13 protein-coding genes are annotated in these 13,716 nt (G+C 55.1%); 6 read left to right on the forward strand and 7 right to left on the reverse strand.

Features of this window, described 5'->3' with window-relative positions; genetic code table 11:
- Nucleotides 1-41: 41 nt before the first annotated feature.
- Genes Q0775_RS03685 through Q0775_RS03700 form a run of 4 tightly spaced genes read right to left on the reverse strand, consistent with a single transcriptional unit; the run spans nucleotide 42 to nucleotide 3,947 of the window.
- A complete protein-coding gene (locus Q0775_RS03685; RefSeq protein ID WP_298857983.1) occupies nucleotides 42-1,538 on the reverse strand; it encodes an aldehyde dehydrogenase in 1,497 nt (498 codons plus the stop codon).
- Nucleotides 1,539-1,553: 15 nt separating this feature from the next.
- Complete coding sequence (locus tag Q0775_RS03690) at nucleotides 1,554-2,228, reverse strand: DUF1028 domain-containing protein (RefSeq protein WP_298857984.1); 675 nt, start codon at nucleotides 2,226-2,228, stop codon at nucleotides 1,554-1,556.
- Entirely contained in the window at nucleotides 2,225-2,641 is a 417-nt protein-coding gene (locus tag Q0775_RS03695) for a RidA family protein (protein WP_298857985.1), read from the reverse strand. The genes Q0775_RS03690 and Q0775_RS03695 overlap by 4 nt, the downstream gene beginning before the upstream one ends.
- A gap of 28 nt (nucleotides 2,642-2,669) precedes the next feature.
- The gene (locus Q0775_RS03700; RefSeq protein ID WP_298859937.1) at nucleotides 2,670-3,947 is read right to left on the reverse strand and encodes an NAD(P)/FAD-dependent oxidoreductase; all 1,278 of its coding nucleotides are present in this window, start codon (nucleotides 3,945-3,947) and stop codon (nucleotides 2,670-2,672) included.
- 302 nt (nucleotides 3,948-4,249) lie between these two features.
- Here Q0775_RS03700 and Q0775_RS03705 point away from each other — a divergent pair, with 302 nt between their 5' ends.
- The 6 genes from Q0775_RS03705 to Q0775_RS03730 all read left to right on the forward strand — a co-directional run bounded on the left by Q0775_RS03705 (nucleotide 4,250) and on the right by Q0775_RS03730 (nucleotide 10,726).
- Nucleotides 4,250-5,341, forward strand: coding sequence for an ABC transporter ATP-binding protein (locus Q0775_RS03705; RefSeq protein ID WP_298857986.1), 1,092 nt, complete (start codon nucleotides 4,250-4,252; stop codon nucleotides 5,339-5,341).
- Complete coding sequence (locus Q0775_RS03710; protein WP_298857987.1) at nucleotides 5,341-6,267, forward strand: ABC transporter permease; 927 nt, start codon at nucleotides 5,341-5,343, stop codon at nucleotides 6,265-6,267. Before Q0775_RS03705 ends, Q0775_RS03710 begins: the two co-directional genes overlap by 1 nt.
- Nucleotides 6,264-7,070, forward strand: a complete 807-nt coding sequence (locus Q0775_RS03715) for an ABC transporter permease (RefSeq protein ID WP_298857988.1) — start codon at nucleotides 6,264-6,266, stop codon at nucleotides 7,068-7,070. The genes Q0775_RS03710 and Q0775_RS03715 overlap by 4 nt, the downstream gene beginning before the upstream one ends.
- An 18-nt stretch (nucleotides 7,071-7,088) precedes the next feature.
- Nucleotides 7,089-8,117 carry an extracellular solute-binding protein gene (locus tag Q0775_RS03720; protein ID WP_298857989.1) on the forward strand — a complete coding sequence of 343 codons (1,029 nt, stop codon included), beginning with the start codon at nucleotides 7,089-7,091 and terminating at the stop codon, nucleotides 8,115-8,117.
- Between the two features lie 147 nt (nucleotides 8,118-8,264).
- Nucleotides 8,265-9,953 carry an amidase gene (locus Q0775_RS03725; RefSeq protein ID WP_298857990.1) on the forward strand — a complete coding sequence of 563 codons (1,689 nt, stop codon included), beginning with the start codon at nucleotides 8,265-8,267 and terminating at the stop codon, nucleotides 9,951-9,953.
- On the forward strand, nucleotides 9,944-10,726 hold the full coding sequence (locus tag Q0775_RS03730) for a carbon-nitrogen hydrolase family protein (RefSeq protein ID WP_298857991.1): 783 nt from the start codon (nucleotides 9,944-9,946) through the stop codon (nucleotides 10,724-10,726). Before Q0775_RS03725 ends, Q0775_RS03730 begins: the two co-directional genes overlap by 10 nt.
- Nucleotides 10,727-11,003: 277 nt before the next feature.
- Here Q0775_RS03730 and Q0775_RS03735 read toward each other — a convergent pair whose 3' ends face one another.
- The 3 genes from Q0775_RS03735 to fabA form a co-directional block, all read right to left on the reverse strand.
- Nucleotides 11,004-11,795, reverse strand: a complete 792-nt coding sequence (locus tag Q0775_RS03735) for an enoyl-ACP reductase (protein ID WP_298857992.1) — start codon at nucleotides 11,793-11,795, stop codon at nucleotides 11,004-11,006.
- An 11-nt stretch (nucleotides 11,796-11,806) separates the two neighbouring features.
- Nucleotides 11,807-13,036, reverse strand: coding sequence for a beta-ketoacyl-ACP synthase I (gene fabB / locus Q0775_RS03740; RefSeq protein ID WP_298857993.1), 1,230 nt, complete (start codon nucleotides 13,034-13,036; stop codon nucleotides 11,807-11,809).
- Between the two features lie 70 nt (nucleotides 13,037-13,106).
- Entirely contained in the window at nucleotides 13,107-13,616 is a 510-nt protein-coding gene (gene fabA / locus Q0775_RS03745; RefSeq protein WP_298857994.1) for a bifunctional 3-hydroxydecanoyl-ACP dehydratase/trans-2-decenoyl-ACP isomerase, read from the reverse strand.
- Nucleotides 13,617-13,716: the final 100 nt, after the last annotated feature.

The following is a 13,716-nucleotide window of genomic DNA, read 5'->3' on the forward strand; positions in this document are numbered from 1 at the left end:
ATCTGTTATGCAACGCCACACAAAAGTATCAAGCGCTGTTTTCAGGTCGCATACTTAATCCATGTGGTTTTGAGTGCTGTGTATTTATCGAAGCTATGCAACGACAAGTCGCGTCCAAATCCAGATTGCTTCATGCCCCCGAACGGCGTTATCGCACTTAACGCGTCAACAGTGTTTACGGATACAGTTCCCGCCATCAACCTGTCAGAAACGCGCAGTGCACGGCTTAAATTATCTGTCCAGACAGACGCGGCCAGCCCGTAAATGCTGTCATTGGCCATGCGCACGGCATCGGCTTCGGTATCGAACGGGATAACGGATAGCACAGGGCCAAAAATCTCGTCGCGAGCAAGAGCATCGTCGTGGCTCACATCATCGAAGATTGTCGGTTGCACAAAACAGCCTTTACCGTCGACCTGAACCTGCTCACCACCCACCACAAGGTTCGCGGTCTTCTTGCCAGCCTCGACAAACCGCATGACGCCTTCGGTCTGCTTGCGGTCGACAATCGCCCCCATTTTCGAGGCCGGATCAAGCGGGTCACCCGGCTGTAAATCTTTTGCCCGTGCGATCAGTTTTTCAACAAACTCATCCTTGATAGACCGTTCGACATAAAGCCGCGAATTGGCGGAGCAAACCTCGCCCTGATTAAAGAAGATTCCGAAGGCTGCCATATCCGCCGCCGCATCAAGATTTTCACAATCCGCAAATATAAGGTTCGGACTTTTGCCGCCTGTTTCAGGCCAGATTTGTTTCAGGTTCGACTGCCCTGAATATTCCATGAATTTCTTGCCGATCGTGGTCGATCCGGTGAAGGCAAGGCAGTCCACATCCATGTGAAGCCCTAAAGCCTGACCCGCAGTGTGGCCAAAACCAGGCACAACGTTGAGGACGCCGTCAGGCAGGCCCGCTTCGACAGCCAGTTCAGCAAGCCGCAAAGCAGAAAGCGGAGACTGTTCAGCCGGCTTCAGGACAACCGAATTACCCGCAGCCAAAGCAGCGGCCGCTTTCCAAGTCGCCATATCGAGCGGGAAGTTCCAAGGTGTCACTGCGCCAACAACTCCCAACGGAATACGGGCAACGATAGCCAAATTTCCAGGGGCAGTTGGCGCAACCTCGTCATATATTTTATCGATAGCTTCGGCATACCACTGAAAGAAATGCGCTGACCCAGGCGCATCAATTGTCGCGGCGTCGGTGACCAGTTTACCCATATCGAGGCTATCAAGCAGCGCGAACTCTTCTAGGTTTTCACGGATCAGATCGGCCAGTTTTAAGAGCACCGCTTTGCGGTGTGCAGGGTCTGTGCGCGACCAAATACCGGCCTCAAATGCGGCGCGGGCCGACGATACCGCGCGATTCACATCCTCTACATCACATGCGGCAACGTCAGCCAAAACGGCGTCCGTCGCTGGATTGATCGACTGGAACGTGTCACCCGAGGCGGCATCAACAAATTTTCCGTTGATGAAGGCTTGGTGGCGCAATGTGAGGCCAGAGGCCCGCTTGGTCCAGTCGGCTTTGGTATAATCCAGCATTTCGATATTCCTTGATTATTCGTCGCCCGGCACGCCGTAAGATGGTGCCTCTCGTGGGTCGATTGCGCGCTGCACATAGGCGTCCAGCTGCGGCTTGTAGATGTCCCACAGGTTGGAAATTGCGGAAATCGGGCAGTCCTCAGTCCAATCGCAACGTAGATCTGCAACGGGCCATGCGACCTTGTCGACCAAAAGCATACCCGCAGAATGCAGCGGACCCGCCTCGCCACCTGCAGCCAAACCTGCCCGCATTGCAGCAATTAAGCGGTCGCCAAGGTGGCCGGAGCTCGCAAGAAAGCCGTCAACAACAGCTTGCGGCACGCCGTCATTCGCCAATATGTTGCCGCCTGATGCAACGTCTTTGCCTTGCGCCTGTGTCCAAATCCCGAGTGAATTCGGGCCAGAGTGGATCGCGGTGGCTCCATGTTTATCGACCGCCAAAACCTGACGGTATTCGATGAACTTTCCTTGTTCGCGAACACGCTCAATCGCGTCAGCCGCGCCCATTCCGCTTTGCATCAAATCGAGCGCAAGCGGGCCAAGCGTGGGGTCAGTCACGTTTTGAGACGCAACAGCACCGACACCTGCACGCGCATAAGCGCAACGCGCCGCAACGGCAGGGGACGACGACGATATCGCAAGACCAAACATGCCCGTATCAGCGCACCGGGCGACCAATGAATATGTCATTCTGGGATCACCGCCGTGCCGTCAATCTCGACCAACCATTCCGGTCGTGCCAGCGCTTGCACCACCAAGCCCGTTGAAACAGGATGCACGTCTTTGATGTATTCGCCCATCGTGCGGTAAACCGCTTCACGGTGACGCACGTCCGTGATGTAGACTACAACTTTGACGAGGTGCTCCATTGTGCCACCCGCTTCCTCGATCAGTTGGCGAATGTTTTGCATCACCTTATGCGTCTGCTCGACTGGATCATGGCTGACGATGTTTTCGAAATCGTCGAGGTTTTGCGGACATTGCCCGCGCAGCCAAACGGTTTTACCACCCTGCGTGACAACAGCTTGGCAAAGATCGTTATCTAGGCGTTGTTCGGGATAAGTGTCTGAGGTGTTGAACTTGCGGATGCGTATATGCGCCATGGGATGTCCTTCTAAGTAACTGAGGAATTTATTCAGCAGCAGCCTTCACAATGGCCGCCTCGCCTTGATAGTCAGCATATGCACGCTGGATAGCAATCTGATCGGCCACGAATTTGGCATCATGCCAAACGCCCCATAAGAACGTCGAGCCACGGCGCGATTGCCACGGCAATCCAAGAAAATAAATGCCAGGCACTTTTGAGACACCGCGCTGGTGGATCGGTGCGCCTTTCTCGTCAAATGCATCGGCCTTGAGCCAGCTAAAGTCCTGCTTGAAACCCGTCGCCCAAATGATCGTCGAGATACCCGCGTCGGCAAAGTCCAAGTTGTGGATAGGATCGGTCATGCAAGCAGGGTCTGGCCAAACTTGACGCGCCTCAGGTTCCAGCGGTAAATCTAGACCCATCGCCGTGGCATACGCGTCGGCTGCATCAAGCATTTCCATGTAGTTCGCATCACCAGCCGCGACGTTTTCACACAAGTCATCGGCAAAGCTCAGGCGGCCATCCGAAAACTTTTCTGTGCGTCCAAGCAGGATAACGCCGTCGTTGGCAAGACGCCGGAAATCCATTGTGCGGCCGCCGTAAGCGCCACTCACCGAAATCGTGACATGTTCAGTGCCCGGCTTTTGTGCGACCAAATCCCACAACCCCAGAACGCCAAGCCACCAAACAAAATCGCGACCGCGATACCTGCGTGGTGGACGGTCGTGCGGGCCAACGGACAATAATACCCTGCGCCCAGCACGGTTCAATTCATCGGCAATCTGGGCGCCCGACGATCCGGCGCCGACAACCATAATGGCACCCTCGGCAAGTTGATCGGGATTACGATATTGGGCGGAATGCATTTGCACGACGTTCGCATCCTGCAGCACAATTGGCGGGATGACAGGGTGCTGAAATGCGCCAGTCGCGGCGACGATCCGTGTGGCTTCCATCATGCCATCCGATGTTTCAACACGAAAGCCCGCCCGATTTTCGAGAGGCTCTGCCGACAACACCTCGACCCCTGTACGTACGGGGGCATTTACCATTTCCGCGTATTCTGCAATGTAGTCTGCTACCCGATCTTTACTGACAAACTCGTCTGGCGCGTTGCCCTTAAACTCCAGATTGGGAAAGCGGTCGTGCCAAACGGGGCCATTGGTGACCAAAGCATCCCAGCGCGATGTCCGCCACGCTTCGGCGATCCGGTTTTTTTCCAGCACCAGATATGGCACCCCCTGCTTGCCTAAATGTTCGCATAGAGCGATGCCAGCTTGGCCCGCCCCCACGACAAGTGTGTCTATCTTTTCAACTGACATACGGGGGCCCTCCAAAGCGGCGCAAAGGACAGTGATTACTGCCTGCATGCGAACAAGGTCGCGGTTTTGGCTGCGCGTGAAAAGAACAGTCTTCATTAGCCTTGATTAGGGAGGGGCTAAGATTTTACCGCGGACCAAAGGTTTTTCCTAAGTCGCCCTTCGCCAAATACGAGTTTTTGAAAATCGACAGCCGCCCTAGGGTTACCACAGATAAAAGAAGTCAGTGATCATCAATTCATTCTCTCTGAAGGTAGAGACGTGAGTTGCTAGCGCTGGGTCTTCGCAGTTCAGGGGAGCCGCCGATGCTTGATCACGTTGAAATCGCCGTCGATGTTCGTAGCGCAGTAAAGCGTTACGGCGAATTCACAGCATTGAAGAAAATCTCGCTGAGCATTCAGGACAATGAATTTTTCACGCTTCTTGGGCCCTCGGGCTGCGGCAAAACCACGTTGTTGCGGATGATTGCAGGCTTTGAGGATGTGACCAAAGGCGAGATCATGTTGTTCGGGAACAAAATCGAAACGTTGCCGCCACATAAGCGCCCCGTGAATACTGTCTTCCAGAACTACGCGCTGTTTCCGCACATGTCAGTGCTGGATAATGTCGGATTTGGCCTTGAAATGCTGGGAAAATCGGTGCCTGAGGCCCGCAAACGTGCAGCTGAAATGCTTGAGCTGGTGCAGTTATCCCAATTCGCGCAACGAAAGCCTGCGCAATTATCTGGCGGACAACAGCAACGTGTTGCTTTGGCGCGTGCGCTGGCCCCTTCTCCCAAGGTCTTGCTCTTAGACGAGCCGCTATCGGCCCTTGATATGAAACTGCGCAAAGCAATGCAGATCGAACTCAAACATATTCAGCGAGAAACGGGCATTACATTCATCTTCGTCACCCATGATCAGGAAGAAGCCCTGACCATGTCTGACAGGATCGCCGTCATGTCAGCGGGCGAGTTGCAGCAACTTGGCGCGCCACGAGAGATCTATGAACATCCGCGCAATATGTTCGTCGCCGACTTTATTGGCGATACAAATCTGCTCGAGGTATCAGTTGATAAAATTGTTGAAGGGCGCGCATATTGCCAACTTGGCGGAAACCATACGCTCACCTGCAATGCAGTGGACGATGTTGGGGTGGGTGCCAAGGTGCATCTTTCCGTCCGACCAGAGCGGCTAATTTTATCCGAACAGGCAACTGAGGCCGAAAGCCTTAAAGGCACGGTCGTTGAGAATATCTTCATCGGGACCGACATTACAACGATTGTGAACCTAGACGACGGGCCTCAATTCACGGTCAGGACCTCAAACTCTGATCGCGGCACGAAGCGATTAATCGCGCCCGGAAGCCCTGCGTTCGTCAACATGGAGACAGGTGCTGCGCGCCTGTTGGTTGACTAATGGCGGGCGTCGCAGCATCTGGCGGCTCAGTCGCAGCAGACACCTATGCAAAGGCACGTCATTGGCTGCTTGCACCGTCATGGCTCGTGCTCGGCTTTTTTGTGTTTGCCCCTGTCTGTGTCATGTTGATCTATTCTTTCTTGACCAAAGAATTTCGCGGCGGCGTGATCTGGGAGTTTTCGTTCGCGGCCTATGACCAGTTCTTTTTCGACCGCGGTCTTTTCGGAGACGCGGAACCAACCCTGCAATGGACGTATATTAGCGTTTTCTGGCGCTCCATCTGGCAGGCTGGGTTAGCCACGATCTTGTCGCTTTTGATCGGCTTTCCAACCGCTTACTTTATTGCGACGCGGCCTGAAGGCTCCCGCGCGTTTTGGGTGTTCCTCGTGACAATCCCCTATTGGGTAAACTTGCTGATCCGCACAGTTTCGATGAAATTTCTGCTGCGCGATGAAGGCCCGTTGAATGAACTCCTCATCAACATTGGGCTAATCAACGATCCCTTGCACATCATTTACACTAACCTCGCCGTTCAACTTGGACTGTTTTACAGCTACCTTCCCTTCATGGTTCTGCCGATCTACGCCTCTATTGAGCGTTATAACTTCACGATGTCCGAAGCGGCCGCGGATCTATACGCCACCAAATGGACGGCCTTACGGCGGATCATATTGCCTGCCGTAAAGCCCGGTGTCATCGCGGGCTGTATCCTTGTGTTTGTCCCTAGCCTCGGCGCGTTTCTTGCTCCTGATCTTTTGGGCGGAGCGAAGAATTTCATGATCGGATCACTGATCGAAGAGCAATTCAAAGGGAACGCGGGCAACTGGCCATTTGGCGCGGCCGCCTCAATGGTATTGTTGACGATGGTAGTGGTAATCCTGCTGATTTTTGCGCGCCAACAACGCCGTGCGGAGGCCCAATCATGAGCGCGAATACTGACGTCAAAACGTATACCGGCTTTCGGTTCATGACGATTTTGTGCTTGGTGATCCTCTATGCGCCACTGGCAGTGGTAACAGTTTACTCCTTCAACGCGTCAAGCTCGATCACGGTTTGGGAAGGCATGTCACTGCGCTGGTATGTCGACGTGTTCGTTGGCCCCGAGAGCGCAAAGTTTAAACAGGCCGCGTTCAATTCTTTCTCGATTGCAATCATCGCAGCATCTTTGGCGACTGCGATCGCCACCGCCGCCGCGACGGCTATTGTGCGCGGTGGACGATACAAATTACGTGTGCCGTCTCTGGGCTTGATAACGTTACCCATAATGGTGCCGGAAATCGTGCTCGCAGTATCCACCCTAATTTTCTTTAACTCTATCGGGTTCACACGCGGGTATTTAACCATCCTTGTGGCGCATACTGCGTTTTGCATCCCATTTGCCTATCTTCCAATTCAGGCGCGGATGCAGGGCATCGAAGATACATATGAGCACGCGGCAATGGATCTCTACGCGACCAAAGCCAAAGCGTTCCGACGTATCCTTTTACCTTTGATGATGCCCGGTATCATCTCTGGATTTCTGCTGGCGTTCATCGTCAGCCTTGACGATTTCATCATCACAAATTTCGTAAAAGGGGCGGGTATCGAAACCCTCCCCACTGCGATTTTTGGCTCGGTGAAACAAGGGCTAAAGCCCAATATCATGGCGATTTCTACGATGCTTCTTGGCCTCTCAGTCGTGATGGTAACGATTTCTCACTTTGTATCGAAGTGGGACAATACGAAATGACAATAGGGAGCTAAAAATATGAAACTGCTTACAACATCGGCCATGGCCTTGGCGCTTTTGGCAAATGCGGCTGCTGCTGACGGCGAGCTCGTGGTTTATCACTGGTTCGAGTATATGCCTGCCGAACTGCTGGAAAAGTTTGAGACTGAAACCGGTATTGACGTCACGATAGATACTTACGATTCCAATGAGGCAATGCTGGCGTCACTTAAGGCGGGCGGCATGGGCACCTATGACGTCGCCGTTCCAGGCGATTATATGGTCGCGATCATGGCTGGCGAAGGCTTACTCGATACCATCGCAGATGGTGAGTTGACGAACAAAGGCAATATCGCGCCTGAGTGGGCTGATCCCTCTTTTGATCCGGGCCGCACACATTCAATTCCATACCAGTGGGGATCTACAGCTTTTGCGGTTGATACCGCCGCATATACTGGCGACATCAACACAACCGACTTGCTGTTCAACCCACCTGCGGAATTGTCTGGCAAGATTAACATGCTCGACAGCCAAGGCGAAGTGATGGCACTCGCGTCTTTGCACATGGATATTCCACAGTGTTCATCGGACCGGGGCCAGCTCCAAGCCCTCAACGATATGCTTCAAGAGGCCCAGACACATTGGGCGTCTTTCAACTCTGACACGTCTCGCGAAGTGTTGGTGTCCGGGGATGTCACCGTTGGCATGACCTATGACGGTTTTGCCGCCAAGGCCCGCGCAGAACGCGACACCATCAAATACGCCTTCCCGACGCAAGGTTACGTCGTGTGGATGGACAACGTTGTTCTTTTAAAAGACGCGCCAAACCGCGCCAACGCTCTCATCTTCATGGACTTCTTGCTTGAGCCAGAAAATATCGCAGCGGTATCTAACTACGCCCGTTATGGCTTAGGCGTTTCTGGTGCGACTGAATTCCTTGACCCAGACCTGGCGACAGCTCCAGAGGCGAACCCGCCAGCAACTGCTGGTAAGGGTGCGTTTATCGAGGTTTGCGATCAAGAAACTCAAGCCGTCTATGACCAAATCTGGACGAACTTGAAAAACTAAGCCAACTTAGGCTTCAGTGTCGGCGGCCCCTTTCTCGGGGCCGCCTCTCTCCTTTTGACGGAGGATAAATGGAATGACCTTTTCCAAACGATACAAGTTGCGGAATTCGAAAACAGGGTTGTTTGTCGAACCTTTTAGTAGCGAATTATGAACGTCGTTGAGGCCACGATCGCAGACCTTCGTCGCGCCCTTGAGAACCGCGAGATCACCAGCGCCAGTCTCGTGAGTGCATACCTAGATCGTATTGAGAAATATGACCGCGACGGCCCCCGCCTGAATGCCGTGCCCGTGTTAAATCCTCAAGCAATGACCGAGGCCGAAGCGTCTGACGCGCGCAGGAAACGCGGCGAAACCCGTGGGCCGCTTGATGGCATCCCCTACACCGCCAAGAACAGTTATAAAGTAAAAGGGCTGACGGTCGCTGCCGGTTCGCCTGCTTTTGCGGATCTGATAGCAAACGATGACGCATTTGCGATTGCGCAATTGCGCAAGGCTGGCGCGATCATGTTGGGGCTTACCAATATGCCCCCAATGGCCAATGGCGGCATGCAACGCGGTCTCTATGGACGTGCGGAATCGCCGTATAACGCCGATTATCTGACAGCCGCCTTCGCCTCGGGGTCGTCGAACGGGTCTGGCACCGCGACGGCCGCCAGCTTTGCCGCCTTTGGCTTGGGCGAGGAAACGTGGTCAAGTGGTCGGGCGCCCGCATCCAACAACGCGCTATGCGCCTATACCCCCAGCCGTGGTGTGATTTCTGTGCGCGGCAACTGGCCGCTGGTCCCAACCATGGACGTCGTCGTGCCGCAGACGCGCTGCATGGCGGATATGTTCGAGGTCTTGGATATTGTGGTCAAAGATGACCCTGACCCACGTGGCGATTTTTGGCGCTGCCAGCCGTGGGTAACCCTGCCGCGCGCGTCGCAAGTCCGCCCCGCGTCATACCGCGCCTTGGCTGACACCTCTCTGAGCGGCAAGCGGTTCGGCGTGCCCGCAATGTATATCAACAAAGACGCAGATGCAGACACCACCAAGACCCATGGCATTGGAGGATCGACTGGCCAAAAAATTGACACACGCGCCTCCATCATTACGCTGTGGAATGCGGCTCGGCAGGCTCTTGAAAAGGCTGGGGCCGAAGTAGTCATTGTCGATTTTCCAGTGGTTTCCAACTATGAGGGTGACCGCGAAAGTGCGCCAACCATCGGCACGCGCGGGATGCTGCCCAAAGACTACCTCCGTCACGAAATCACCGATCTTTCGGTCTGGGCTTGGGATGATTTCCTGAAAACCAATGGCGATCCGAACTTGTCCTGTTTGGCCGATGTTGACGGGACCAAAATCTTTCCGTCGCCAGATGGGAGCTTACCCGATCGTTATACGGATTTTGAGGATCATATCGCAGACTACCCTGCACATGCCCGTGCCAACCCACGCGATAGCTTTTTAGACATCCTGACACTGGCAGGCGGCTTGCGCGGGCTTGAAGAAACACGGCGCGTCGACCTCGAGAATTGGATGGATGATCTCGGCCTTGATGCGGTCATTTTCCCCGCTGTTGCTGACGTTGGGCCTGCTGACGCAGATATAAACCCCATCTCTGCCGACCTTGCGTGGCGCAACGGAGCATGGGTCGCGAATGGCAATCTTGCGATCCGCCATCTGGGCATTCCAACCGTCACCGTCCCAATGGGGGTGATGCACGACATCCAAATGCCAGTCGGGCTAACCTTTGCTGGGCGCGCCTATACTGACAGCGCCCTTTTAGCGCTGGCCTGCGCATTTGAAGCAACAGGCCACTACCGAACCCAACCCCCGAGGACATCATGCGCATAGCAATCTACCAAATGAACTCCGTTGACCGCAGCATTGCGGAAAATACAGCATTGTTCGACCAGATCTGCGCCAATGCGAAGGCGGGCGGAACGGATCTGATTATCTTCCCGGAAATGGCCCTCAGTGGATATAACATTGGCGCCGACCGGATCCGGGAACTGGCACAGTCACGAAATGGCGCGATGGTCCAAGGCTTGCAAGAGATGGCAGCACGTCACGACATCGGCGTGCTCTGCGGTTTTCCTGAAGCGGACGGCGAGCAGGTGTTCAACTCCGCCGCCTTCATCGACGCCTCAGGCGCCGTGCTTTCGATTTGCCGCAAAGCTCATCTGTTTGGCGACGTGGATCGCGCGGCGTTTAGTGCCGCTGACACACTGTCCCCACTGGTACAGTTTGGCGATTGGTCCTTTGGGCTTGCCATTTGCTATGATGTCGAGTTTCCCGAACTGGTCCGTGCCTATGCACTGGCAGGTGCGGACGCCGTTCTGGTCCCTACTGCGAATATGCTGCCCTACATCGGGGTCGCGACACGGGTGGTGCCTGCCCGCGCCGAGGAAAACGAAATCTATGTCGCCTATGCCAACCGCGTTGGTGTCGAGGGTGTGTTTGAATACTGCGGGCTTTCCTGCATCACGGGGCCAGACGGCATCGATTTGGCGCGCGCTGGAGGCAACGAGGAGTTGATCTTCGCGGATCTTTCCAAGGATCATCTTTCCCAGGTGCGCAAATCACTATCCCATCTCAATGATCGGCGCGAGGATTTGTATCCTTGAGTGCGCGTTGCCGACGATGAAAAATACGAAGCGCCTGCCGCCGAGCCAACGAAGCACCAGAACTCTGGGCGCATAACGACAGAAGACTGATTGGAAGCGGCCCTTGAGAGGTCACTTATGAACGGCAGCTTCGTCCGGCACAGCGACCATTCAGAGAATTTCCAAAGACTCTCGTTTTTGGCGTAGCCTCAAAACAATTCATTTTCCGCCACCAGAAACCCCGTTCAAAACCTAATCAGTTGTTGAGCGTTTTGGCGCTCTTTCGCTGCCCGATCCTTTACAAATTCTCCGCCTGCGGCATCCCCAGCACGTGATAGCCGCCATCAACGTTAATGATCTCGCCCGTGGTACAAGCGCCTGCGGCAGAGGCAAGATAGACCGCCGTGCCGCCCACGGCCTCAAGTGTCGCATTCTCGCGCATCGGCGCGTTGGCGCCTGCGTGCTTATAGGTCTTGCGTGCACCACCGATGGCAGCCCCAGCCAGTGTCTTCATCGGACCCGGCGAGATGGCGTTTACGCGGATGCCGTCAGGCCCGAGGTCATTGGCGAGGTAGCGGGTTGCTGATTCCAGCGCCGCTTTAGCTACGCCCATAACGTTGTAGTTTGGCACGACTTTATTGGAACCTTGGTAGGTCAGCGTCAGCAGCGTGCCGCCATTCTCGGTCATCAGCGGATGGGCACGGCGCGCCACCTCGATAAAGCTGTAGGCGGAGATATCCATCGTGTGTTTGAAATTCGCGCGGGAGGTGTTCAGAAAGCGCCCTGTCAGCTCGGATTTATCCGAGAAAGCAATGGCATGCACAACAAAATCAATCGTGGGCCAGCGTGCGCCCAACTGCTCGAACGCCGTATCCAGCGATGCATCATCTGTCACATCGACATCGACCATGAAATCCGATCCGACACTCTCGGCCAGCGGCTTGAGGCGGCTACCAAAGGCCTCACCCTGATAGGTAAAGGCCAGTTCTGCCCCCGCCTCTGCCATCGCTTTTGCGATGCCCCACGCAATGGAGCGCTCATTCGCGACGCCCATAATCAACCCGCGCTTACCGCTTAGCATGCCAGTCATATCTTTGATCCTTAACCGTTATATTTCGAGAGGATCATTGATCCGTTGGTGCCGCCAAACCCGAAGGAATTGGTCATCACAGAATCCAGCCCTGCGTTATCGACGCGTGTGGTCGCAATCTCGGAAGGATCGAGACGCTCGTCGAGGGTCTGCACATTTATGGAGGGCGTGATGAAATCATCCTCCAGCATCAGCAGGCAGAAGATAGCCTCCAACGCGCCAGCCGCCCCTTGCGCATGGCCCGTCATGGATTTGGTGGAGCTTACAGGCGGTGTGGAGCCTTGACCGAACACGCGGCGGACCGCTTCGATCTCGCCCACATCTCCGACGGGTGTGGATGTGCCGTGGGCATTGATATAGCTGACTTTGCGGCCTTCAGGCAGTGTGCTGAGCGCCAGACGCATAGCGCGTTCGCCGCCCTCACCGCTTGGGGCAACCATATCGTGACCGTCCGACGTGGCCGCGTAGCCTGTGACTTCGGCATAGATTTTCGCACCGCGTGCAAGCGCGTGTTCAAGGTCCTCAAGCACCACCATGCCGCCGCCGCCAGAGATAACAAAACCGTCGCGGTCCTGATCAAACGCACGGCTCGCCAGTTCGGGCGTTTCGTTATATTTGCTGCTCATCGCGCCCATTGCGTCGAAAAGGCATGACAGGGTCCAGTCGAGTTCTTCGCCACCGCCCGCAAACATAACGTCCTGCTTGCCCATCATAATCTGCTCTGCCGCATTGCCGATACAATGCAGCGATGTCGAGCAGGCCGAGGTAATGGAATAGTTGATGCCCTTGATCTTATAGGCTGTCGAGAGGTTCGCACTCACGGTGGAACTCATGCATTTAGGCACAGCAAACGGCCCGATCCGCTTGGTCGCACCTGAACTCTTCACAACTTCATGCGCCGTGAGCATGGCGGAAGTAGACGGCCCGCCAGAGCCTGCCACCAGACCTGTGCGCGGATTGGAAATCACATCCTCGTCCAGACCTGCATCCTCGATCGCTTGGCCCATTGCGAGATAGGCGTAAGCAGCGCCCGGCCCCATAAAGCGGTAGGTGCGTTTGTCGATCAGCTCGGCTGGCTTCAGCTTGAGTGTGCCTGCAACGCGGCTGCGAAATCCGTGCTCGGCCATCTCCTCAGAGGCGACAATACCGCTTGTTCCCGCTTTGAGCGATGCTTTTACCTCGGTTGCATTGTTCCCGATGGAGGAGACGATCCCCAAACCTGTAACGACGACGCGGCGCATATCCAGCACTCCCTGTTCCTGCCTGTCCCTTCTTAGGCCAGCGTAGCGTCAGGGTGCAAGCATCTAGCGTTTAGCTCTCGCTCAGCGCGACTTTCATATCTGTCACCTGATAGATCACTTCGCCGTCTGCCTCGACCGTGCCGCTCGCGACACCCATCGTCAGGCGACGGGTCTGGATCGCTTTGGTGAAATCAATCTTGTAAGTCAGCATTTTGCGGTCAGGGCGCACCATGCCTGTCAGTTTTACTTCGCCCACACCCAGTGCATAGCCACGTCCCTGCCAACCGCGCCAGCCAAGGTTGAACCCTGTAAGCTGCCACAACCCGTCAAGGCCAAGGCACCCCGGCATGATCGGGTTACCTGGAAAATGGCACTCAAAAAACCACAAATCAGGCGTGATATCGAACTCGGCCACAATGTGACCTTTGCCATGGGCACCGCCATCCGCAGAGACTTCGGTGATGCGGTCCATCATCAGCATAGGTGGCGCTGGAAGCTGTGCATTGCCCTCACCGAACAATTCTCCACGCGCACATTTGAGCAAGTCTTCTTTGTCAAAGCTGGTTGGATAGTCTGCCATGTGTCTCTCCTGCGGTGCAAATTTTCACGCCCGACCTAACACTGTGCCGCGCGAAGCTGCAAGGGTTGGTCCGTGCTTATGACGTTCGCATTAATCGTGT

This window comes from uncultured Sulfitobacter sp. (assembly GCF_947499945.1).
GTDB lineage: Bacteria > Pseudomonadota > Alphaproteobacteria > Rhodobacterales > Rhodobacteraceae > Sulfitobacter.